We start from the raw sequence: 22,420 nt of genomic DNA, 5'->3' as shown, positions 1-22,420 counted from the left end.
TTCTCGATCCGATTTCCTCGGGCGCTTTCCAGGTTCCCGCGTTTCTCGCGGTTTCCTTTCCGGCGGTTCCGACTTTATCAGAAGTTCTTGGCCGTTCTGACCGGCCGCTCATTTCTGAGTAATCGGGAGGTGCTTCTCGGGGATGTCGTTTCCGACCCCTCTGGAAGCTCGTAGACTGTAAACCTTCACCCCGGGGGTTGTCCACCTCCGGGCAACTGTTTGAATCTACCTCCCCACGCCATCCGTGTCAACGGCTCTTGTGGGGCGAAGAGGAGACTAGCAGCTCACAGGGCTGGAACGCACATCAGGCGGCTGTGGGGACCTGGGCGCTGCGGTCCGTCGCTTCGAGATCGCCGGTCTCACCTGCGCGTACCGCTCGGCCGCCCAGGACGTAGACGTACGTCAGGAATGCCAGCTCGGCCAGGACGCCCGTTCCGATGCGGGCCCAGGTGGGCAGGCCCGACGGGGTGACAAAGCCTTCGATGGCTCCGGAGACGAAGAGGACCAGAGCGAGTCCGATCGCCATGCCGACGGCAGCACGTCCTTCTTCGGCGAGAGCAGTGCGCCGGCTGCGAGGGCCGGGGTCTATGAGGGTCCAGCCGAGGCGCAGCCCCGTACCGGCGGCGACGAAGACGGCGGTCAGCTCGAGCAGGCCGTGTGGCAGCACCAGCCCCAGGAACGTGTCGAGACGGCCGGCGGAGGACATCAGGCCGAAGCCGACGCCCAGGTTGAGCATGTTCTCGAAGAGGATCAAGAGGACGGGCAGGCCCAGGAAGACGCCCAGGACCAGGCACATCGCGGCTGCCTGGGCGTTGTTCGTCCACACCTGGGCGGCGAAGGCCGCCGCGGGGTGGCTGGAGTAGTACGTCTCGTACTCGCCGCCGGGGCGGGTCAGGTCGCGCAGCTGGCTGGGCGCCGCGATCGACGACTGCACGTCCGGATGGGTGCCGATCCACCAGCCCAGGAGGATCGCGATGGCCATGGAGACCAGGGCCGTGGGTACCCACCAGTGGCGAGCCCGGTAGACGGCAGCGGGGAAGCCCTGGCCCAGGAAACGCGTGACGTCACGCCACGAAGCGCGGCGGGTGCCGGTCACGGCGCTACGCGCGCGTGCCACGAGTTGGCTGAGCCGCCCTGTCAGCTGCGGGTCCGGGGCGCTGGACTGGATGAGGGACAGGTGGGTGGCGGTGCGCTGGTAGAGGGCGACGAGTTCGTCGGCCTCGGCGCCGTTGAGGCGGCGCCGGCGGCGGAGCAGGGCGTCGAGGCGATCCCATTCGGCTCGGTGTACGGAGACGAAGACGTCCAGGTCCATCGGGTCTGCCTGCTCCTCGGCTGGTCGCTGACCGCTCGTCGTGAATGCTCTCGATCGCGGTCAGATGGTCGCACTGGGGCGCGATGTGCGCACAGCTTGGCAGACTTGCGCTTCCGGGGGCAGATCAGGGAAGGACGGCGGGCGTGAGTGAGCTGGTGACGGGCGAGGCGGTGGCGCTCGAACTGCGGCCGGCGAGGCTGCCGAGCAGGGCGCTGGCCGTGTTGCTCGACCTCGTGGTGGTCATGGCCGCGTACGTCTTCGTCACCATCGCGGTGGTGATGGCGACCGCCTCGCTGGACGAGGCCGCGCAGGTGGCGCTGTCGATCGCGACGTTTCTGCTGGTGCTGGTGGGCGGGCCGATCGCGGTGGAGACGCTCAGCCACGGGCGTTCGCTGGGGAAGCTGGCCTTCGGGCTCCGCGTGGTACGCGACGACGGTGGGCCGATCCGGTTCCGGCACGCGCTCGTGCGGGGCGCGATCGGCGTGGTCGAGATCCTGCTGACCTTCGGCGTGGTCGCCTGCATCGCCTCGCTGGTGTCGGCGCGGGGCCGGCGGCTCGGTGACGTGTTCGCGGGCACCCTGGTCGTGCGTGAGCGAATACCCACCGGTCGGGCCGGCTTCGTTCCACCGCCGCCGCCATGGCTGGCTGGACGGTTCGCCGAGCTGGATCTGTCGGCGGTGCCGGACGGGCTGTGGCTGGCGATTCGGCAGTACCTGACCCGGATGGGGCAGCTCGATCCCCAGGTGGCCGCTGGGATGGCCCAGCAGCTCGCGGCCGACCTCGCGGCGCGGACGGCTGCCTCGGTGCCGCAGGACCTTCCGGCGGCTGCCTTCCTGGCGGCTGTGGTGCACGAGCGGCAGTCCCGTGAGGCCCGGCAGGCTTTCGGCGCCGCCGGACTCTCCCCGCACGTGGCCACATCCGGCGCACCGGCCGGTCATCAGCCGCCCGCTTCCGCCCAGCCGCACGGTCACGTTCAGCCATCCGACTCTGTCCAGCCGCATGCTGGTCCTCGCCCGCCACAGGCTCCGCCTGGGCCGTCGGCCGTACCTCCGCGGGACGAGCCGTCTGCCGACCGCCCGGCCACGGGTTTCGCACCGCCGGCGTAGAACGAGCCCGCTCGACCTCTTCCGGCGTCCTCACCGGTCCGACTCTGTTCGAGCGGTTCGGGCGGTTCCGACGGTTTCTCCGGGCTCGGCGCTCAGTCGAACGTCGACGGCGGTGACTGGAGGTCCTCCAGCTCGATTCCGGGTGCGGCCAGGACGACGTCCCCGGCGATGTGCACGGTGTGCCGCTCACCGGTGTCCAAGGCTGTGACCTGGTATTCGTCCACGGTCAGAGGGCCGTTGTCAGTGGCGTGTGCTTCGCTGTTCACCAGAGCCCAGGACTGGTCCACGGTGCGGGGGGCGAGGACCGGGTCCGTGAAGGCGACCAGGCGTACGCGGGTCGCATCTGACGAGGGGGTGAGGCGCAGGAGACGGGCGGTGGCGATGAGGAACGCGGGGGACGTGCCGGTGAAGGCGTGGGCGCGCACATTGCCTTCGGTGGCATGGGTTCCGGTGGGGTCGGTACGGACCCAGGTGACGCCGTCGAGGGCGGCGCCGCGCACCTGCCACTCCCCCATGTGGAGTTCGAGGCGGATGGGGCGGCCCAGGTCGTCCAGAGCGAGGTCGACCGAGCCGCGGTGATCGCCGGAGGGGCTGGTCAGCCGGGAGACATAACGCCAGCCGGACGGGCCGGGGGCGCACTGGAAGTGTTCTTCGCCGAGGGGGGTGTGATCGTGCGGATCGTGGAGCGAATAACGGCCGCGGGGCATGGGGGTCCTGGTCGTGACGGGCCGGCGATTCAGCCGGGCTGACGATCCGGCCGGAGAGCCGGCGGCGCCGGTCGGGCGGGGCCAAAAGGGCAGGCCCCCGGCACGGGGGTGCGGGGGCCTGCCTCGGGGACCTGCTGCCGGGGAGCGCGGCGGTGCACCGCTGTGCTCCCCGGCGGGCGGGACTACGGAATCGCCGGGTCAGTAGCGGTAGTGGTCCGGCTTGTACGGGCCGTCGACCTCCACGCCGATGTACGCCGCCTGCTCCGGGCGCAGCGTGGTCAGCTTGACGCCGAGCGCGTCCAGGTGGAGACGGGCGACCTTCTCGTCGAGGTGCTTGGGCAGCACGTACACGCCGATCGGATACTCGTCGGGCTTGGTGTACAGCTCGATCTGGGCCAGCGTCTGGTCCGCGAAGGAGTTGGACATCACGAACGACGGGTGACCGGTGGCGTTGCCCAGGTTCAGCAGCCGGCCCTCGGACAGCACGATGATCTTCTTGCCGTCCGGGAAGGTCCACGTGTGGACCTGCGGCTTGACCTCGTCCTTGACGATGCCCGGCACCTGGGCGAGGCCCGCCATGTCGATCTCGTTGTCGAAGTGGCCGATGTTGCCGACGATCGCCTGGTGCTTCATCTTCGCCATGTCCGACGCGAGGATGATGTCCTTGTTGCCGGTGGTGGTGATGAAGATGTCGGCGGTCTCGACGACCTCGTCCAGGGTGGTGACCTGGTAGCCGTCCATCGCCGCCTGCAGCGCGCAGATCGGGTCGATCTCGGTGATGATCACCCGGGCGCCCTGGCCGCGCAGGGACTCGGCGCAGCCCTTGCCCACGTCGCCGTAGCCGCAGACCACGGCGGTCTTGCCGCCGATCAGCGTGTCGGTGGCGCGGTTGATGCCGTCGACGAGGGAGTGGCGGCAGCCGTACTTGTTGTCGAACTTGGACTTGGTGACGGCGTCGTTGACGTTGATCGCCGGGAAGAGGAGGACGCCGTCGCGCTGCATCTCGTACAGGCGGTGGACGCCGGTGGTGGTCTCCTCGGTGACGCCGCGGATCTCCGAGGCCAGCTGGGTCCACTTCTGCGGGTTCTCACCCAGGGTGCGGTGCAGCAGCTGGAGGATGACGCGGTGCTCGTCGGACTCCGCGGTGTCCAGGGCGGGGACCTCGCCGGCCTTCTCGTACTCGACGCCCTTGTGGACGAGGAGGGTGGCGTCGCCGCCGTCGTCGAGGATCATGTTCGGGCCGCCGGTGGGGCTGTCCGGCCAGGTCAGCGCCTGCTCGGTGCACCACCAGTACTCCTCCAGGGTCTCGCCCTTCCAGGCGAAGACCGGGACGCCCTGCGGGTTGTCGGGCGTGCCGTTCGGGCCGACGGCGATGGCGGCGGCCGCGTGGTCCTGGGTGGAGAAGATGTTGCAGGACGCCCAGCGGACGCGGGCGCCGAGGGCGACCAGGGTCTCGATGAGCACGGCGGTCTGCACGGTCATGTGCAGGGAGCCGGTGACACGGGCGCCGGCGAGGGGCTGGGCCTCGGCGTACTCCCTGCGGATCGCCATCAGGCCGGGCATCTCGTGCTCGGCGAGGGTGATCTCCTTGCGGCCGAACTCGGCCAGCGAGAGGTCGGCGACCTTGAAGTCCTGTCGGTTGTCGACAGTGGTCATTACGAGCTGCTCCTCGGGGTCGGGTCGAGGTGGGTACGGCTGGTCTGCGCGGCGGCGGACACAGGGGTGCCCGAGAAGAGGACACAGGCATGCCCACGTACGCGCAGCGCAGTCCGTCGGAGGCCCTCTCTCCCTCGGTCGGTCCGCGTGGGACCGCCCGACCGCCATCAGCAGCGACGTCTGGCTCCGTCCCAAGCTACACCGGACGGGCCGGTCGGCCCCAGTCCGCCTCCGCGCCGTTCCAGGCGCCCGTGAGGCGGTTTCGAGAGGCGGCGCGGGGGCAGGAGCCGCGCCGACAGCGGTGCGGAAGCCGCGGAACGGGAGCCCACAGACCGTGATGAACGGGGGACTTTCGCCTCTTCGGGCCGGGGGTGGGTGGTGCGGGATGCGGAGGGATCGGGGCGGTTCCGGCCCTGCTCGCGAGGTGTCCGGGACGGTGCCTCGTGCGAAGCGTGCGAAGAGAAGGTGTGAGGAGACAGACGTGACCAGTCCGGCCGGCCCTCCCTCGACGGGTGGCCACGATGACGAGCGGCGACAGGTGAAGCTGCTGGCAGTGACCGCCTGCCCGACCGGCATCGCGCACACGTACATGGCGGCGGAGAAGCTCGCGCAGGCCGCCGCGAGCCGTGGCATCGACATGAAGGTGGAGACCCAGGGATCCATCGGAGCCGAGAACGTCCTCGACGACAACGATGTCAGAAGTGCGGACGGGGTCATCGTCGCCGCCGACAAGGACGTCGACCTGAGCCGTTTCGCCGGCAAGCGGGTGCTGACGGTCGGGGTCGCCGAGGGCATCCACCATCCCGAGCAGCTGATCGAACGGGTGCGGTCGGCGCCCGTGCACGCGCCCGGCGGGGCCGGGGACGGTTCGGCGGCGGTGGTCTCCGGTGGCGGCAGGCAGCGGGGGCCGGTGTACAAGGCGCTGATGAACGGCGTGTCGTACATGATCCCGTTCGTGGTCGTGGGCGGTCTGCTGATCGCGGTGTCGCTCGCGCTCGGGGGTCATGCCACGGCCAAGGGCTATGTGATCCCGGACGGCACCTTCTGGGCCCATGTCAACGCGATCGGCGGGATCGGGTTCCAGCTGATGATCCCGATCCTGTCCGGCTACATCGCCTACGCGATCGCCGATCGGCCCGCGCTGGTGCCCGGCATGATCGGCGGCTGGATCGCCAACACGGGTGCGCTGTACGACTCCAAGGCGGGCGCGGGATTCATCGGGGCGATCGTGACCGGGTTCCTCGCCGGGTACCTGGTGCTGGGGATCAAGAAGGTCCGGGTGCCGAGGTTCGTGCAGCCGGTCATGCCGATCATCGTGATCCCGATCGTCGCCACGACCGTGCTCGGGCTGTTCTTCATCTACGTCATCGGAAAGCCGATCTCCTGGGTGTTCGAGCATCTGACGAGCTGGCTCGGCGGGATGACGGGGACGAGCGCGATCCTGCTCGGCGCGATCCTCGGACTGATGATCGCGTTCGACATGGGCGGGCCGGTGAACAAGACGGCGTTCCTGTTCGGGGCCGGGCTCATCGCGAGCGGCAACCAGACGGTGATGGGCATGTGCGCGGCCGCGATTCCGGTGATGCCGCTCGGACAGGGGCTGGCCACGCTGATCCGGCGGCGGCTGTACACCGAGCAGGAGCGGGAAACGGGGCTCGCGGCGCTGTTCATGGGTTGTTTCGGTATCTCGGAGGGTGCGATTCCGTTCGCGGCGGCGCGGCCTGCGCAGGTGATCCCGGCGAACATGCTGGGTGGGGCGGTGGCCGGGGCGGTCGCCGGGCTGGCCGGGGTGAAGGACGCGGTGCCGCATGGGGGGCCGGTCGTGGCGGTGCTGGGGGCGGTGAGTGGGGTGCCGATGTTCTTTGTCGCCGTGGTGATCGGGTCGGTGGTTACTGCGTTGGCGACCGTGGCGTTGGTTGATGTGAGCGCGCTTCGGGGGCGTGTGGGGGCGGCGGGTTCGGTTGCGGGTTCGGGGGCGACTTCGGGTGCGGGTTCGGGGGTGGTGGGGATTGGGTTCCCACCCGCACCACCCGTGCGGCAATCGTCGTCGGGTGCGGGTGGCCCCCGTGCGGGGTTCCCGCCGTCGGCGGGTGCGGGTGGCGCCGGCGAAGGGGCTTCAGCGTCGGAGGAGGTATCGGCGGAGGTGGTCGTGCCCGGGTCGGCTGGGGTGGGGGCCTCGGTGGTCGGTGCTGATGGCGTGGCTTCGGGGGGCTCGGTTCGGGTGGGAACCGTCGAGGACTCCGAGGAGGCCGGGCAGCCGGAAGGGCCACGGGACGCCGGGTGGGCTGGAGACACCGCAGCCAAGGATCACAGGCCCGCGGTGTTGGCCGGCCATCTCGATGCGCGGACCGTGAAGTCGGCGCTCCTGGCCACGGAGAGGGAGGCTGCCGTCCGGGAGATGGCGGAGTTGCTCGCGGAGAGTGGACGCGTCGCCGATGTGGACGAGCTGGTGGCGACGGCGCTGCGGCGTGAGGAGCAGGGGACGACCGGGCTCGGTGAGGAGATCGCGATCCCGCACGCCAAGACCGACGCGGTGACCGCGCCGGTCGTCGGCTTCGCCCGGTCCGCCGAGGGAATCGAGTGGGGCTCGCTGGACGGTACGAAGGCTCGGCTGGTCTTCATGATCGCCGTACCGGAGGCGGCCGCGGGTGACGAGCATCTGCGGATCCTCGCGCTGCTCTCCCGCAAGCTGATGGACCCCGGTTTCCGGGAGAGGCTGCTGACGGCAACGGACGAGGGCGCGATGCTCGACGTGCTCGCTGAGATCGGGTGAGTCGAGGAAACGGAGCGGAGGGAAACGGAGGGAGCCGAGAGACCGGGGAAGACCGGGGGAAGCGGGATGGCGTGCGGGTCGCTGACACCCCGAACCGGACTCGCCACCGGACCCGCACCCCACGCATGCCCCCGCCGCACAGCGTGTTCCAGGAGTGGCGCTATTGTCCGCGCGCCGGATGAGGTGCTCGGGAAGGTGGGCCGTGGTGGGTAGCAGGCGGGGGCGGGGGCTCGGGGTGGCGGCGCTTGTGGTGGGGGTGCTGGGGGTGGTGCTGGCGGTCGGCGGGTTCGCGTATGTGCGGGACGCCTACGGGGTCTCCACCGTGGGTGGCAGGAGCATGAGGCCGACGTACGAGCAGGGTCAACGGGTCGTCTGGGAGCGTGTCGGCGGGAGCGAGGTGCGGCGCGGGGACGTCGTGGTGTTCACCCCGCCGGAGTCGTACGGAATCGACGGGCCCTTGATGAAGCGGGTCATCGGCGTGGGCGGGGATCGCGTGCGGTGCTGCACGCTCGTGGGTTCGCGGGAGCGGGTGACCGTGAACGGGAAGCCGATCGAGGAGCCGTACGTGTACGGCGGGGACGCCGACGGCGCGCGCCGGCCCTATGACGTGAAGGTGCCCGACGGGCGGCTGTTCCTCCTGGGCGACTACCGCGCGAACTCCAACGACTCCCGGTTCCACCCGGACGATCAGCGCGGGACGGTCTCCATGAACGCGGTGCTGGGCCGGGTGACGGACGACCGCACCGTCCCTGCGCTGCTGGTGACGGCCATGCTCCTCGGGCTGGTGCTGCTGCTCACCGGCATCGGCCTGGGCATCGGTTTCCTCGCCGTGCGGCGGCGGAGGGCACCGCGGTTCCCGCCGGTGCCCTGGCCGGTGCAGCCTCCCCAGGGCTGAGGTCCTGTCTCAGTGGCCGACGGCGTGCGGGTTCGGGCCGCCCGGGGTGGCCTCCGGGTCCGGGCCCTTGGCCGCCTCGGCCTCGCTGAAGATGTCCGGTTCGAGGTAGATGACGCGGGCGATGGGGACGGCGGCGCGGATGCGGGCCTCGGCGGCGTTGATGGCGTGTGCGATCTCGGCGGCCGTGTCGTCGTGCTGGACGGCGATCTTGGCGGCGATCAGCAGCTCCTCGGGGCCGAGGTGGAGCGTGCGCATGTGGATGACGCCGGTTACGGTGTCGCCGTCGACCGTCGCCTCCTCGATCTTCTTGATCACGTCCGGGCCCGCCGCCTCGCCCAGCAGCAGCGACTTGGTCTCGGCGGCCAGGACCAGGGCGATGCAGACGAGCAGGACACCGATGCAGACCGTGCCGACGCCGTCCCAGACGCCGTTGCCGGTGAGGACGGCCAGGCCGACGCCGAGGAGGGCCAGGACGAGGCCGATCAGTGCGCCGAAGTCCTCCAGCAGGACGACGGGCAGCTCGGGGGCCTTCGCGCGGCGGATGAACTGCGCCCAGCTCAGTCTGCCGCGCAGCTCGTTGGACTCCTTGATGGCCGTACGGAAGGAGAAGCCCTCGGCGATGACCGCGAAGACCAGGACGCCCACCGGCCAGTACCAGTCCTTCAGTTCGTGCGGGTGGCTGATCTTCTCGAAGCCCTCGTAGATGGCGAACATGCCGCCGATGGAGAACAGGACGATCGAGACCAGGAAGGCGTAGATGAAGCGCTCGCGGCCGTAGCCGAAGGGGTGCTGCGGGGTCGCCTGGCGCTCGGCCTTCTTGCCGCCGATGAGCAGCAGGAACTGGTTACCGGAGTCGGCGAGCGAGTGGACACCCTCGGCGAGCATCGAGGAGGAGCCGCTGAACGCGAACGCCACGAACTTCGACGCCGCGATCGCGAGGTTGGCGCCGAGTGCCGCCACGATCGCCCTGGTACCGCCTGACGCGCTCATGTGTCCGCGTTGTCCCTTCGCCTCTGTAGCCCTCGGGGCTTTGCCCGGCCTTTGCCGGTGGGCCATTCTTGCAGCCCGGCCGGGCAGCGCCGCGTCAGGTATCCACAACCACGGTCATACGATCACACCGCCGGATGTCCACAATCCGTTATCCACAACCCGTCACACGATCACCGTGGCACGGAAGACCGTGCCCACGCCCGAGATCTCCGCCGTCTCGCCGGCGGGGACGAAGACCGACCGGCCCGGGCTCAGCTCGTGCTCGCCGGCGCGGACCGAGCCGGCCGTGCACAGCAGGATCTGCGGGGTGTCGGCGGTGAGGTCACGGGCGGCGGCGCCCTCCGGGAGGACGTACCGGGAGAGGCGGAACTCGTCGATCGGCGTCTCGTAGACCTCCTCGCCGGCCGGGGAGGCCTCGGGGCGCAGCACGCCCGGGTCGCCCGCCTCGAAACGGACGACGCGCAGGAGTTCGGGGACGTCGACGTGCTTGGGGGTCAGTCCGCAGCGCAGGACGTTGTCGGAGTTGGCCATGATCTCGACGCCGAGGCCGTTCAGGTACGCGTGCGGGATGCCGGCGCCGAGGAACAGTGCCTCGCCGGGCTGCAGGCGCACGTGGTTGAGCAGCATGGCCGCGATGACGCCGGGGTCACCCGGGTAGTGCTGGGCGAGGTCGGCGTAGGGGGCGTACTCACCGCCGAGCCGGGCGCAGGCGGCGCTCGCCTCGGCGACGGTCTCCGCCATCTCCGCCGGGTCGGCGGTCAGGATCGCGGTAAGCACCTCGCGCAGGGCCGCGTCCGCGGGACGGGCGTGCAGCAGGTCGACGTACGGCTTGAGGGAGGCGACGCCGAGCGCGTCGAGCAGGTCGGCGGCCCGGACCGGGTCGCGGAAGCCGCACAGGCCGTCGAACTCGGTGAGCGCGCAGATCAGTTCGGGCTTGTGGTTGGCGTCCTTGTAGTTGCGGTGCGGGGCGTCGACCGGGATGTTCCGGCGCTCCTCGTCGGCGTAACCCTCCTTCGCCTGCTCCAGGTCGGGGTGCACCTGGAGGGAGAGGGGCGCGCCGGCGGCGAGGATCTTGAGGAGGAAGGGCAGGCGCGGGCCGAACTTCGCCACGGCCGCCTTGCCCAGCTCCCGCTCCGGATCGGCGTCGATGACGTCGACGAGCGTCCCGCGCGCGGTGCGCGAGGGGGCTCCGGGATGCGCGCCCATCCACATCTCCGCCTGCGGTTCACCGGTCGGCTCGACGCCGAGGAGCTGCGGGATGGCGGTGGGCGAACCCCAGGCGTAGGGGCGGATGGTGTTGTCGAGGCGGTCCATGTGTCTTCTCTGTCTCCGTACGTACGGCTGCCGAGCCGGTGCCGTCGCCGGCGCCGGCTGCCGTGCTGATGGTGGGCGCGGGTGTTCCGGCCCGCAGCCAGATCAGGCCCTCGAAGCGAGCGCCAGGTAAACAGCGGCGAAATCCGTGACGGCGATCAGTTCCGCGAGCGTCGCCAGTTCGCCGCCTTCCTCCGGTTCGAGCTCGCTGATCGGCGTGTCGTGGCTGAGGGCCAGGTCACGGGCGGCGGGGGCGGCGGTGAGGCCGCTGATCGGGCGGTCGCGGAGCAGCACCACGCGCGCGTGCAGCGCGGGAGGCTCCTCGACGCGGTCCCGGAAGAAGTCGTCGGGGTCGGCGCTGGCGGCCAGCGGGCCGGCCAGCAGGGCGCTGTGCGCGGAGAGCGCCTCGGGGAGCTCGGCGACGAGCGCGGGGCGGCCGGCGAGTTCGGCGAGGGCGGCGGCGAACCGGCGGCCGGCGGGGCCCGCCGAGGACCCCTCCGTCCACAGCACGGGTAGCGCGTCGGCGAGTTCGGCGGCGAGGGTCTTGGCCGGGTTGCTGTAGGTCGCGATGGCGGGGCCGCAGCGCTCGGCGATGTGGTCCAGGCGGTCGGCGACCGTCTCCAGGGCGTCCGGTGGGGCGCTGATCAGTCCGACCCGGTCCAGCAGGGCCAGCAGCGGGGTGAGCAGCGCCCAGAAGACGCCGGGGGCGGACGCGGCGAGCGGTTCCTCCTGGTCGTACGGCGCCGTCGCCATCGGTACGAACAGGCCGTGGGCGCCGGCGACCGCCTCCGCGAGCGGGGTGCGGGCCGGGGCCACAGCGACGACGGAGACGCCGCGGCGGTAGGCCTGGTCGGTGAGGAGGGACAGGCTCGGTTCGGTGCCGTCCGGGGTGGCGATCAGCAGCAGGTCCACGGAGCCCGCCCAGCCGGGAAGCTCCCAGCGCAGGGCGCCGGCGGCCGGGGCCACACCGGTCGGGGCCAGGCGGACCACGGGGCTGCCGACGCCGGCCAGGGTGCCGAGGAGGTCGGCGGTGTGGGTGGCGGCGGCACCGGGGCCGGCGATGAGGACGGCGCGGGGGCGGCCGTCGGGCTTTAGGTCGCCGACGCCGGCCTCGACGGCGTGCCGGGCGGCGGTGCGGACGCGGGCGCCGGCCTCGGCGGCGCCGCGCAGCAGGCCTCGGCGGTCGGCCTCGGCGAGGCCCTCCGGGGTGTCGAGCAGCGATTCGTCCAGCATGGGCGGGTTGCCTCCGATCGCCGGGGGTCCTGTGCGGGGTGTCTACGGCGTGCCGGGCGCCGTCACTCGGGGCGGCGGGCCTCGTCCACGAGGAGGACCGGGATGCCGTCGCGGACCGGGTAGGCGAGGCCGCAGTCCTGGCTCGTGCAGACCAGCTCGGTGTCCTGCTCCTTGAGGGGGGCGTGGCAGGCCGGGCAGGCGAGGATCTCCAGGAGGCCGGCTTCGAGCGGCATGGGGTGTCCCTTCGAGGGCGGATGTCTGTCTGTGGATGTGCCTGGTCAGCGTACCGCTGGAGCACGCGCTGAGCCGGGCTTCCGGTGCCGTCCAGGGGGATCCCGGCCCCCTGGACGGCGTGGCCCGGCAGGTCAGCCCCGGATGTCAGCCCCGGATGATCGCCAGGGCCTCGTCCCTGATCCTGGCCATCGTGGCCTCGTCCTTCGCCTCGGCGTTCAGGCGGAGGAGCGGCTCGGTGTTGGAGGGGCGGACGTTGAACCACCAGTCGGCGGCGGCGACCGTGAGGCCGTCGAGGTCGTCCAGGGTGACGTCGGCGCGGTTCTCGTACGCGGCACGGATCGCGGCGAGGCGGGCCGCCTGGTCGGCGACGGTGGAGTTGATCTCGCCGGAGCCGGTGTAGCGGTCGTACTGGGCGACGAGGCCGGACAGCGGGCCTTCCTGGCCGCCGAGGGCGGCGAGGACGTGCAGGGCGGCCAGCATGCCCGTGTCGGCGTTCCAGAAGTCCTTGAAGTAGTAGTGCGCGGAGTGCTCGCCGCCGAAGATGGCGCCGGTGCGGGCCATTTCGGCCTTGATGAAGGAGTGGCCGACGCGGGTGCGCACCGGGGAGCCGCCGTTCTCCTTCACGACCTCGGGGACGGTACGGGACGTGATCAGGTTGTGGATGATCGTGCCCGTGCCGCCGTTGCGGGCGAGTTCGCGGGCGGCGACCAGGGCGGTGATCGCGGACGGGGAGACCGGGTCGCCGTTCTCGTCCACGACGAAGCAGCGGTCGGCGTCGCCGTCGAAGGCGATGCCGAGGTCGGCGCCCTCCTCCGGGACCCGCTTCTGCAGGTCCACGAGGTTGGCCGGGTCGAGCGGGTTGGCCTCGTGGTTCGGGAAGGTGCCGTCCAGTTCGAAGTACATCGGGACGAGGGTCAGGGGCAGGCCGGCGAAGACCGAGGGGACCGTGTGGCCGCCCATGCCGTTGCCGGCGTCGACCACGACCTTCAGCGGGCGGATGGAGGTCAGGTCGACCAGGGAGCGCAGGTGCGCCGCGTAGTCGTCCAACGTCTCACGGGTGGTCAGGGTTCCCGGCTCGGCCACCGGCTCCGGCGCGCCCGACTCCAGCCACCGCTCCACGAGTTCGCGGATCTCAGCGAGACCGGTGTCCTGGCCGACCGGGGCGGCGCCCGCGCGGCACAGCTTGATGCCGTTGTACTGGGCCGGGTTGTGGGAGGCGGTGAACATGGCGCCGGGCAGGTTCAGCGCGCCCGAGGCGTAGTACAGCTGGTCGGTGGAGCACAGGCCGATCTCGGTGACGTCCACCCCGCGGTCCGCAGCGCCGCGCGCGAAGGCGCGGGTGAGACCGGGGGACGAGGGCCGCATGTCGTGCCCGACGACGATGGCCGCCGCCCCCGTCACCTCCGCGAAGGCGGCGCCGAAGAGCCCGGCCAGTGACTCGTCCCACTGGTCCGGAACCACTCCGCGCACGTCGTACGCCTTCACGATCTGCGACAGATCAGCAGTCACGGCCAACCCTCCTGAAAGTCCTATGGCTGCCCACAAACTACCTGTCGGGGGTAAGTGGGAGGTGTGCGGACACCATGTGGACGCCCAGTCGTAACCGGGTGTGGTGCGGTGCGCCGACTCGACGGCCGTGCGGGCGGGCTCAGTTGTCCGGGGAACGCAGCACGCGCAGGTGGCCGCGGCGGGCGACTTCCATGGGGTCCGCCGTACGGGCCCCGCCGCCGCCCGCCTCCGCCGCGCGCTCCTGGGGGCGGGCCGCCTCGCGCACGGCGTTCGCAAGCGCTTCCAGGTCGTCTCCGCTGGGCCGCGCGGGGGCGGAGCCGTCGAGGAGGCGGACGACCTCCCAGCCGCGGGGGGCGGTGAGGCGCTCGGAGTGCTCGGCGCACAGGTCGTAGCAGTGCGGTTCGGCGTAGGTGGCGAGCGGGCCGAGGACCGCGGTCGAGTCGGCGTAGACGTACGTCAGCGTCGCGACGGCGGGTCGGCCGCAGGCGGTGCGCGAACAGCGACGTACAGGGCTCACGACGTTGGACGGTACCGCACTCTTGAGCGGGCCGCGACGACTCTCCACCAGGTCACTCCACCGTGTCGTGCTGTGAAACGCCCCACACACCCCTTCGGGGAGGCCCCGTTGACCTGCGGGGACGGGTTCTCGGCGGGTTTTGCGCGCGGCTCGGTACGGTCATGAGCCGGCACAAACACCGTCAATTGCCTTGAGTTCGGCGGTCTTGGAAGGTTACGGAAACGAGCCAGACGTTGGCTGGAATGGTCAAGCTGCGACGTGTGAGCGGACAGGGCCGATCGGAGTCGAACGGGGCCGATCGGGGGCGGGCCGATCGGCGGCGCCTCGGCCGGCCGGGGAGGGGGGTCCGCTCGGCCGGGGAGGGGGCTTGATCGGGCCGTTGGATGAGGGGCGTGGGGTGGGGCCGGCCGGGCTCGGATCGTCGGGCGTGGCCGGTCGGCGTGGGGTGATGGATGGGGCGCGGGGCGGGGTGAGGGATGGGTTGCCGTGTGGGGCCGGGCGGGGAGAACGTGCGGGGACTACGCTTCACCAGTGATGGACAACCGTGTACCGCCCCGTGCCGCCGGCCCCGGGCCCCGTCGCCGTGATCGTCACGGTCGGGGCATGCGGGGGCCGATCGCGCCGCCCCAGGTGCCGCTGGCGGCCAGCCGTGCCGATGTGTTCGCCGACCTGGTGCAGGACTCCGTGGAGCGTCTCGAGCGGCGGTGGCCGCAGCTCGCGGACATCGATTTCCTCGTGCTGGAGGTGCCCCGGCTGGAGGGGCGGGGTGAGCAGGTGTGGAGTGACGAGGCCGTGCCGCTGGGCGGGGTCGTACCCGCGCGGGACGGGCGGCGGGCGCGGGTCGTCGTGTACCGGCGGCCGGTGGAGATCCGCACCAAGGGGCGGGACGAGCGGGCCGCGCTCGTGCACGAGGTGGTCGTGGAGCAGGTGGCCGAGCTGCTCGGGCTGACTCCGGAGACGGTGGATCCGCGGTACGGCGAGGACTAGGCCCTGCGGGGCCCTGCGGGGCTACGGCGGTGTGGGGCGCCCGGTGCTGAGGCTGGGCGGGGCCGGTTGCCGGCGCTTGCGGGGGCCCGGTGCTGTCGCTGGGCGACGGGGCGTTTCGCTTGCCCGCGCTTGCGGGGTGCCCGGCGCCGTCGCTGGGCGACGGGACGTTTCGCTTGCCCGCGCTTGCGGGGTGCCGCTGCGCCCACCCGTGCCGCCCCAGCGGCACGACTGCCCGCAGCTATGGGGTACGACCGCCGCTGCCCGGGCGGGTGGGCACCGGCACAGCGCGGCACGACTGGCCGCAGCTGCGCGGGTGCGGCCGCCGCTGCCGGGTGGGCACCGGCTCAGCGCGGCACGACTGGCCGGAGCTGGGTACGTGCCGACGCAGCTACGACGGCGCTGCCGCTGTCACTTCTGCAGGACCGACAAGTCCTCCGTCGTCGTCGGTACCGCCACCATCCCCCGGTCGTTCGGGAGGGTTTGGATGGTGAAGCCGGGGATTCCGGACTCTGTGGCGGAGAGGGTGCGGGAGGCGTAGACCGGGCCGCCGGAGACGGTTTCCACGGTGAGGGCGAAGGTGCCCTTGAGGCCGGAGGGGACGGGGACGGCTACTTCCTCGGTGGTGCCCGATTTGATCGTGTAGGTCTTCGTCGTCGGCGTACCGCCGTCGCTGCCCGCCGACGCGGTGACCTTGACCGTGGCGGCGGCGGTGGGCGCGGTCAGGGCGAGGGTCGTGCCCTTGGCGCTGTTGTCGGCCGAGGTCGCGCGCGTGCCGACGGGGGCGGTGGCCGGGATGAACGCCGTTTCCTGTTTGTCGCCCTTGCCCCGGACCACCTGGAGGGCCGCCACCACCGGGACCGACTGGTCCGTCGGCGTCAGGACGAGGGAACCAGCCTCGCCGCGGGTCACTTCGCCGAGGTCGGCCGTGGTCGTCATGCCCGACTTCACGTGCAGGGTCTCGTTGCCCGCCGGGGTGATCAGGCCGTCCGGTGAGGCCAGGCGGACCTTCAGGTCGGCGTCGTCGCCGCCGGGGGTGAGGGCGATCAGGCGGACGTCGGTGGCGTCCTTCGGGATGCCGGGCAGGACCAGGCTGCCGGCCGGGTCGGCGGACGCGGCCAGCCAGTCGCCGCCCGCCTTGTCGTCGAGGGCCTGCACCGTCGCGCCGACCCGGCCGCTGCGCACGCTGACGTGCACGGTCAGGTCGGCCTGCTGTACGCCGGTGAGCGTCGACAGCAGGATCGGCTTGCTCGCGTGCGCGGGGACCGTGAGGTTCTCGCCGAGCGGGGACTTGATGGCGCCGTCCTTGCCGTACAGCTCGATGTCGACGACCGCGGCGGAGTCGTCCGGGTTGGTCAGGTGGACGTAGTCGGTGCGGGTGCCGGCCGTGCTGGCGCCGGGGAACCAGAAGTCGGTGTCCGCCGCGGTGCAGTTGACGCCCTGCAGGCCGCGGCCGGTGCCGGCGGCGACCTCGGTGGTCTCCTGGACGGTCCAGCCGGGCGCGAACTTCCCGTCGGCGGTGCCGATGAGCGCGGGCGCGTCCGCGCCGGAGGCGTCACCGGTGACGGGGGTGCCCGGCGCCTTCGGGGTGAGCACCGGCTGGGCCGCGGTCTTCTTCCCGCCCTTGGAGCCCTTGGCGCCCTGGCTCGTCTGCGAGGTCCCCGTGCCGTCCGCCGAGTCCCCGCCGGCCGCCTGGAGTTGGGCCTTGCCACTGCTCGGCGTGCCCGGGGTGACGGGCGTGAACGACGTGTACGAGGTGTCGGCGATGTCCGAGATGCTCGGCGCGGGGCACAGCAGGCTGGTGCGCTGGACCGGCAGGTTCGCGGCCGCCTCGGGGGCGGAGGCACCGGACGCGGACGGGCCGTCGAACGCGGCGAACGCGGTGACGGCGGCCAGTGCGGTGCCCGCGGCGATCAGGGACAGGGTGGTGCGGTTCACTGCTGGCTCCCGTCGGGGCGCTCGCTGCCGGTGCCGTGGGGGTGCTGGGCCGGGTCGTAGCCCTGCTGGGCGGGGTCGTACGACGGGTCGTAGCCCTGCTGGTAGGCGGTCGGGTCGTACGGCATCCCCTCGGCCGTACCGCCGTAGGCGTACGGGTCGTACTGGCCCTGGCCCGTCTGGTACGGGTCGGCGGGCTGGTACGCCTGCTGGTCGTAGCCGGAGGTCGGGTACTGCACGCCGTTCTGGTACTGGTCGGTTCCGTAGCCGGTGTATCCGGCGTTCGCGTAGGAGGCCTGGTCCCAGTCGTCGTACGACTGCTGGTGCGGTACGGCGGCTGGGGGCTCCTCGGGCAGGGGTGCCGCGGCGGGCTGCTCGCCGGTGGCCTGTTCCTCGGCCTGGGCGCGCAGCCGGCGGGCGCGGCGGCCCTCGCCCGCGGTGGCCTGGGCGGGCAGCGGCTCCTCCTCGGGCAGGTCGTCGTCGACGTCGCGGCGGCGGCCGGGCAGGGCGAGGACGACCAGGACGACGGCGAGCGCGCCCTGGGCCCACAGCCAGGCGGTGTGGGTGATCGGGTCGCTGTAGGTGACGTCCAGCCTGCCGCCGTCGGCGGGCAGTTGGAAGCCCTGGGCCCAGCCGCCGACCGTGGTGCGGGTGAGCGGCTTGCCGTTCAGGGTGGCCGTCCAGCCGTCGGCGGCGGTGTCGGCGAGGCGCAGGACACGGCCGTCCGAGCCGGCCGGGACGGTGGTGTGGATCTCCACCGGTCCGGCGGTGACCGGCTGGGCCGTGCCCGTGCCGCCGGCGGGCACGATCGCGGCCCGGGAGACCTCCTGGTCGACGCGGTACAGGGCGCTGCCGTTCTGCTGGCTGAGCCGGGTCAGGCCGGGGGTGGTGTCGAGGACGCGGGTGATGTCGCGGGGCGCGCCCTTGTGGACGAGGACGTAGCGCACGGCGAAGCCGCCGAGTTCGTCGGCCTGGTCGGCGCCGGAGCCGGCGACGAGGTTGGCGACGACCTTGTCCAGCCGGGTGTTCTGGCCGTCGGCGGCGCTGATCTCGGCGTCGCCCATGCGGGCACCGGAGCCGCGGACCAGGCTGTAGCGCACGCGCGCGGGGGAGTCGCTGTCCAGGATCAGGGTGCGGGCCCGGTCGCCGGTGGTGGAGTCCTCGGCGACGAACGCGGGCACCTGGGTGGGGTCGTGGCGCTCCAGGGGGCCGTCGGCGCCGCGGATCATCCAGCCGGCGGCGACGAGCAGCGGGCCCGCGGCCGAGGCGAAGGCGATCAGGGCGGCGACCGGCTGCCGCCAGCCGAAGCTCTGCTCGGCGACACGCGCGCGTGCGCCGTCCGCGCCCAGGGCGGCGGCGGCCAGCAGGGCGATGCCGTAGACGAGGGTGGCCGGTCCGGCCCAGGCGGACCGGTTGGACAGGGCGGCGAAGACGAGGCCGGCCAGGGCGACGGCCCAGGCGGTGCGGATGCCGAGCTGCCGCTCGGAGCGCAGGAGTGCGGCGAGGGCGGCGAGGACGATGCCGAAGAGCATCAGGCCGTGCACGGTGCCGGGGCCGCCGGGGCTGGCGCCGAGCAGGTCGAGCGCGGAGGCGGCCGAGGTGCCGTAGGCCAGGCCGGCTTCCTTGAAGAAGCCGGTCGGCAGCAGGGTCAGCGACCAGGGGGCGAGGACCAGCAGCGGGGTGCCGAGCTGGGCGAGGAAGCGCAGGGCGTGGGCGACGAGGTCGCCGCGGCGCAGGACGAGCACGCCGATGCCGAGGAGCAGCGCGATCGGCCAGACGATCGGGGTGAAGGCGGTGGTGATGGTCAGCAGCAGCGCGTACGCCCAGGTGGCACGCCAACTGCCGCGTGCGCCGGAGCGGTTCGCGAGGCCGCTCGCGGCGATGCCGGCGCGCGCGATGAGCGGCAGCAGCACGGCGAGGACGGCGGTGCCGATGCGGCCGCCGGCCAGGGCGCCGGTGGTGGCGGGCAGGAAGGCGTAGACGACGGCCGCCCACGCGCGCAGCAGCCGGGAGGTGACGAGTGGCCGGGAGGCGAAGTAGGCGGTGAATCCGGCGAGCGGTACCGAAGCCACCAGCAGGACGGTGACGGCGAGTCCGGTGGAGCCGAACAGGAGCGTGGCGAGGGTCGCGAGAATCGCGAGGTAGGGCGGGGCGGACGGGGTGCCGCCCGCGCCCACCGCGTGCCAGCTGTCGGCGAAGCGGGACCACAGCTCGCCGGCGCCGGCCGGGGCTGGCAGCAGGGCGCCGCCCGCGAGCGCGCCGCCGCCGAGCAGGGCCCGGCAGGCGACCAGGGACATGAGCAGCAGGGCGAGGAAGAGCACCGGGCCGGGATTGCGGGCGATCCGCTTGAGCCGGGCGAACTGCTCGACCTCCAGGAAGTCGGCGTCGTCGCCGCCGGGCCCGGACTCCACGGCGCCGCCGTGCCGGCCGGCCCGGAGGGTGTCGTCGGTTCCGCTGGTGAAGTTGGCGGCGAGCTGTTCCAGGGTGGCCCGGACGGTGGCGCCCGGCGGCGGGAAGAGCCGGCGCAGCTCGGCCTTGTCGATCCGCGCGGGGCCGCGGCGGCGGCGGCCGGCGATGATCCGCTCGGGCCGCAGCAGGACGCCCAGGAGGCCGCGGATCTCGTCGACGGCCTGGCCGGGCACCTTGCCGACGAGATAGGCGACGGTCCGCAGGAGCGTGCCGAGGACGAGCCGCACGAACGCCCAGGGGAGCGCGGCGCCGCGGGTGTTGACGAGCAGGGTGTAGACGGCGCCCGCCTTGTCGACCTTGTGCGGGGACGCGGCGGTGCGGCCCACGCAGTCGACGGTGCGGCGCTCGCGGGAGGCGGCCTCGGCGTGCCGTACGACGGCGTCGGGGGCGATCAGGACGCGGTGGCCGGCGGTGTGGGCGCGCCAGCACAGGTCGACGTCGTCGCGCATCAGGGGCAGCCGGCGGTCGAAGCCGCCGAGCTGTTCGAAGACGTCGCGGCGGATGAGCATGCCGGCGGTGGAGACGGAGAGCACGGTGCGCACGTGGTCGTGCTGGCCCTGGTCCTGTTCGCGGCGGTCCAGGCCGGTCCAGCGGCGGCCGGAGTTGGCGATGGAGACGCCGACCTCCAGCAGCTGCCGGCGGTCGTACCAGCCGCGCAGCTTGGGGCCGACGACCGCCACGTCGTCGCGGCCCAGTTCGAGTTCGTTGTCGACGACGCGCAGCAGTTCGGCGAGGGCGCCGGGTTCGGGGGCGCAGTCGTCGTGCAGCAGCCAGAGCCACTGGACGGGTTCGCCGTGCGGCAGTTCGGGCAGGTCGTAGGCGTCGTCGCGCCAGGTGCGCGTGACGGGGTCCCAGCCGCTGGGGCGCTTGAGGTACGGCAACTCTTCGGGGGTGAGGACCGGGGCGGTGCGGCTCGCCTCCTCGACGGCCTGGCCGAAGCCGGTGCGGCGGGCCAGGTGCAGCACGTTGGCGTCACCGAGGGCGTCGGTGAGCAGCCGGGCGGAGTCGTCCGCGCTGCCGGTGTCGGCCGCGACCGCGTGCTGGACGGGGCGCTCCTGGCCGAGGAGCCCGGCGAGGGCGTCGGGCAGCCAGCGGGCGCCGTCATGGGAGACGAGGACCGCGGTCACCACGTGGCGCGGGAACTCAGGTGTGGCGGCGCCGGCTTGGGCTGCCGTATGGCTGTGCACGGACATCGAGGTACGGGCCCCGGTTCGATGGACTGCGGTGGACGCCCGCGCCCTCTCGGGGACCGAGGGGACAGCGGGGCGTCTCGGACGAGCGACCACACTATCGGCTGACCATGACGACGGCCCGCCGCCTGTGGATAACCCACCGGCGACGGGCCGTTCGTGATGTTTTGACGGGAATGTACGTGCGTGTGCGCGGTCAGACGGCGGCCTTCTTCAGCCGGCGGCGCTCCCGCTCGGACAGGCCGCCCCAGATGCCGAAGCGCTCGTCGTTGGCGAGGGCGTACTCGAGGCACTCGGAGCGGACCTCACAGGCGAGGCAGACCTTCTTCGCCTCTCTGGTGGAGCCGCCCTTCTCGGGGAAGAAGGACTCGGGGTCGGTCTGGGCGCACAGCGCGCGCTCCTGCCAGCCGAGTTCCTCGTCCGCGTCGTCGACCAGCAGTTGCTGCACCAGCTCGGTCATGTGCGCCCCTCGTCTGTCTTTCGCGTCCCCGTGTGCGTTGCCGTTACCGATTTCGGCTGAACGACACGAGTGAAATTACAAGTGTGCTGCTCCGGGCGAGTCAAGCCGAGATCTGCTATTGGGCCCGTTATTCACTCTGCGGAACCAAGCCCGTGCGGAAAGTGTTCAAATCGCCATAAACCGTGACACGCAGACGAGGGCCCGGAGGGGCGCCGGATCCCCGTACGGACATCTATACGAAGAAGGACGCCCTGGCGTTCGATCGCGTTCCGCGAGGCTTGAGCGCCTGGATGTGCCCCATGTGTCCCGGCATCCCGATGAGCAAACCTTTCACCTCAGGGATGAACCGGAAGAGGTGAAACCTGTCCCACATACCGGGCGCCAAGTTGACACCGCTGGTGTGAACCGATGTCCTATTGGGCATGCTCGCGAACTTGGCACTCACCTCGACCCGCACCGCCGGGTCCCTCGGTGCTGCCCGGTCCCGCTGTAGCTGTTGTCGCTGTTCCAGCTGTTGAGCCACACCCCGCTCCAGCCGCAGGCCGCGTCCCGCGCGACCGGTCCTTCGTTTCTCCTCCCTCCGGTCCTTCCCTCCGGCCCTCCCCCACCGAGGAACCACCGCACCCATGAACAGCGACAACGACCTCCAGATCGCCGGCGACATCCTCGAAGTCCTGCACCTGCTCCAGCCGCCGCGCGAGCACCCGGCCACCGTCGCCGAGTTCGTGGGCCTCGCCCGCGCGATCGCCGCCGACCGCTCCCAGTGGGCGCACCTCGTCCGCTACGACGCGACGACCCGCTGGTACCACCGGCTGCGCACCGGCCCCGGCTACGAGGTGTGGCTGCTGAGCTGGGTGCCCGGGCAGGGCAGCGGGCTGCACGACCACGGCCGCTCCTCCGGTGTCCTCACCGTCCTGGAGGGGACGCTGACCGAGCGCACCGAGCGCGGCACGCGCGCGTTGGCGGCGGGCGCGCAGCGGGTGTTCGCGCCGGGCTACGTCCACGAGGTCGTCAACGACGCCCTGGAGCCGGCGGTCAGCCTGCACGTGTACTACCCGGGCCTGACCGAGATGCCCATGCACACCGCGCCGCACTGCGAGGCTCGTCCGGTGACTGCCTGACGCGTTGTCGTACCCGCC

Annotated in this window: 17 protein-coding genes; 5 read left to right on the top strand and 12 right to left on the bottom strand. The window is 72.1% G+C overall.

The annotated features are described in order from the left end of the window. Positions 1–304: 304 nt before the first annotated feature. Positions 305–1,312, bottom strand: a complete 1,008-nt coding sequence (locus ABB07_RS23175; RefSeq protein ID WP_208900507.1) for a stage II sporulation protein M — start codon at positions 1,310–1,312, stop codon at positions 305–307. A gap of 143 nt (positions 1,313–1,455) precedes the next feature. Between ABB07_RS23175 and ABB07_RS23170 the strand changes: the two genes are divergently transcribed. After that, positions 1,456–2,418: an RDD family protein gene (locus tag ABB07_RS23170; RefSeq protein WP_208900506.1), complete on the top strand. Its 963-nt coding sequence runs from the start codon at positions 1,456–1,458 to the stop codon at positions 2,416–2,418. Between the two features lie 92 nt (positions 2,419–2,510). Here ABB07_RS23170 and ABB07_RS23165 read toward each other — a convergent pair whose 3' ends face one another. Then, a complete protein-coding gene (locus ABB07_RS23165; protein WP_208900505.1) occupies positions 2,511–3,125 on the bottom strand; it encodes a hypothetical protein in 615 nt (204 codons plus the stop codon). Positions 3,126–3,323: 198 nt separating this feature from the next. Next, complete coding sequence (gene ahcY / locus ABB07_RS23160) at positions 3,324–4,781, bottom strand: adenosylhomocysteinase (protein ID WP_208900504.1); 1,458 nt, start codon at positions 4,779–4,781, stop codon at positions 3,324–3,326. A gap of 481 nt (positions 4,782–5,262) precedes the next feature. Here ahcY and ABB07_RS23155 point away from each other — a divergent pair, with 481 nt between their 5' ends. Together ABB07_RS23155 and lepB are read left to right on the top strand one after the other, a co-directional pair. Next, positions 5,263–7,554 (top strand): fructose-specific PTS transporter subunit EIIC, encoded by a 2,292-nt coding sequence (locus tag ABB07_RS23155; protein WP_244189478.1) that lies wholly within the window; start codon positions 5,263–5,265, stop codon positions 7,552–7,554. A 205-nt stretch (positions 7,555–7,759) separates the two neighbouring features. Continuing rightward, entirely contained in the window at positions 7,760–8,449 is a 690-nt protein-coding gene (lepB, locus tag ABB07_RS23150; RefSeq protein WP_341845896.1) for a signal peptidase I, read from the top strand. Between the two features lie 9 nt (positions 8,450–8,458). On the opposite strand, the gene ABB07_RS23145 is transcribed toward lepB, so the two are convergent. The 6 genes from ABB07_RS23145 to ABB07_RS23120 form a co-directional block, all read right to left on the bottom strand. After that, entirely contained in the window at positions 8,459–9,439 is a 981-nt protein-coding gene (locus tag ABB07_RS23145) for a cation diffusion facilitator family transporter (RefSeq protein WP_208900502.1), read from the bottom strand. 162 nt (positions 9,440–9,601) lie between these two features. Beyond that, complete coding sequence (gene manA, locus ABB07_RS23140) at positions 9,602–10,753, bottom strand: mannose-6-phosphate isomerase, class I (RefSeq protein WP_208900501.1); 1,152 nt, start codon at positions 10,751–10,753, stop codon at positions 9,602–9,604. 102 nt (positions 10,754–10,855) lie between these two features. Further along, positions 10,856–11,983: an SIS domain-containing protein gene (locus ABB07_RS23135; RefSeq protein ID WP_208900500.1), complete on the bottom strand. Its 1,128-nt coding sequence runs from the start codon at positions 11,981–11,983 to the stop codon at positions 10,856–10,858. A gap of 62 nt (positions 11,984–12,045) precedes the next feature. Further along, positions 12,046–12,216 carry a Trm112 family protein gene (locus ABB07_RS23130; RefSeq protein ID WP_208900499.1) on the bottom strand — a complete coding sequence of 57 codons (171 nt, stop codon included), beginning with the start codon at positions 12,214–12,216 and terminating at the stop codon, positions 12,046–12,048. 145 nt (positions 12,217–12,361) lie between these two features. Beyond that, entirely contained in the window at positions 12,362–13,726 is a 1,365-nt protein-coding gene (locus ABB07_RS23125; RefSeq protein ID WP_208900498.1) for a phosphomannomutase/phosphoglucomutase, read from the bottom strand. A gap of 139 nt (positions 13,727–13,865) precedes the next feature. Continuing rightward, positions 13,866–14,291 (bottom strand): DUF3499 domain-containing protein, encoded by a 426-nt coding sequence (locus tag ABB07_RS23120; RefSeq protein WP_031225760.1) that lies wholly within the window; start codon positions 14,289–14,291, stop codon positions 13,866–13,868. 555 nt (positions 14,292–14,846) lie between these two features. On the opposite strand from ABB07_RS23120, the gene ABB07_RS23115 reads away from it, so the two are divergent. Then, entirely contained in the window at positions 14,847–15,230 is a 384-nt protein-coding gene (locus ABB07_RS23115; protein ID WP_208900497.1) for a metallopeptidase family protein, read from the top strand. Positions 15,231–15,638: 408 nt separating this feature from the next. On the opposite strand, the gene ABB07_RS23110 is transcribed toward ABB07_RS23115, so the two are convergent. From ABB07_RS23110 to ABB07_RS23100, 3 genes are all read right to left on the bottom strand, one after another. Further along, complete coding sequence (locus ABB07_RS23110) at positions 15,639–17,165, bottom strand: DUF5719 family protein (RefSeq protein ID WP_208900496.1); 1,527 nt, start codon at positions 17,163–17,165, stop codon at positions 15,639–15,641. Then, the gene (locus tag ABB07_RS23105; RefSeq protein ID WP_208900495.1) at positions 17,162–20,824 is read right to left on the bottom strand and encodes a glycosyltransferase; all 3,663 of its coding nucleotides are present in this window, start codon (positions 20,822–20,824) and stop codon (positions 17,162–17,164) included. The genes ABB07_RS23110 and ABB07_RS23105 overlap by 4 nt, the downstream gene beginning before the upstream one ends. Before the next feature lie 193 nt (positions 20,825–21,017). After that, positions 21,018–21,281, bottom strand: a complete 264-nt coding sequence (locus ABB07_RS23100; protein WP_003975777.1) for a WhiB family transcriptional regulator — start codon at positions 21,279–21,281, stop codon at positions 21,018–21,020. Positions 21,282–21,907: 626 nt separating this feature from the next. Between ABB07_RS23100 and ABB07_RS23095 the strand changes: the two genes are divergently transcribed. Beyond that, positions 21,908–22,402, top strand: a complete 495-nt coding sequence (locus ABB07_RS23095; RefSeq protein ID WP_208900494.1) for a cysteine dioxygenase — start codon at positions 21,908–21,910, stop codon at positions 22,400–22,402. Positions 22,403–22,420 lie beyond the last annotated feature (18 nt).

Source organism: Streptomyces incarnatus (genome assembly GCF_001027185.1).
In the GTDB taxonomy this organism is placed as follows: domain Bacteria; phylum Actinomycetota; class Actinomycetes; order Streptomycetales; family Streptomycetaceae; genus Streptomyces; species Streptomyces puniciscabiei.
The sequence above is the reverse complement of the archived record's forward strand: the minus strand, read 5'-3'. Positions and strand labels throughout refer to the sequence as shown.

Excerpts from the sequence above, each read along its gene's own strand:
- ABB07_RS23175 (WP_208900507.1), bottom strand. The coding sequence starts at position 1,312 with ATGGACCTGGACGTCTTCGTCTCCGTACACCGAGCCGAATGGGATCGC.
- ABB07_RS23165 (WP_208900505.1), bottom strand. The coding sequence starts at position 3,125 with ATGCCCCGCGGCCGTTATTCGCTCCACGATCCGCACGATCACACCCCC.
- ahcY (WP_208900504.1), bottom strand. The coding sequence starts at position 4,781 with ATGACCACTGTCGACAACCGACAGGACTTCAAGGTCGCCGACCTCTCG.
- ABB07_RS23145 (WP_208900502.1), bottom strand. The coding sequence starts at position 9,439 with ATGAGCGCGTCAGGCGGTACCAGGGCGATCGTGGCGGCACTCGGCGCC.
- manA (WP_208900501.1), bottom strand. The coding sequence starts at position 10,753 with ATGGACCGCCTCGACAACACCATCCGCCCCTACGCCTGGGGTTCGCCC.
- ABB07_RS23135 (WP_208900500.1), bottom strand. The coding sequence starts at position 11,983 with ATGCTGGACGAATCGCTGCTCGACACCCCGGAGGGCCTCGCCGAGGCC.
- ABB07_RS23130 (WP_208900499.1), bottom strand. The coding sequence starts at position 12,216 with ATGCCGCTCGAAGCCGGCCTCCTGGAGATCCTCGCCTGCCCGGCCTGC.
- ABB07_RS23115 (WP_208900497.1), top strand. The coding sequence starts at position 14,847 with ATGCGGGGGCCGATCGCGCCGCCCCAGGTGCCGCTGGCGGCCAGCCGT.
- ABB07_RS23105 (WP_208900495.1), bottom strand. The coding sequence starts at position 20,824 with ATGTCCGTGCACAGCCATACGGCAGCCCAAGCCGGCGCCGCCACACCT.
- ABB07_RS23100 (WP_003975777.1), bottom strand. The coding sequence starts at position 21,281 with ATGACCGAGCTGGTGCAGCAACTGCTGGTCGACGACGCGGACGAGGAA.
- ABB07_RS23095 (WP_208900494.1), top strand. The coding sequence starts at position 21,908 with ATGAACAGCGACAACGACCTCCAGATCGCCGGCGACATCCTCGAAGTC.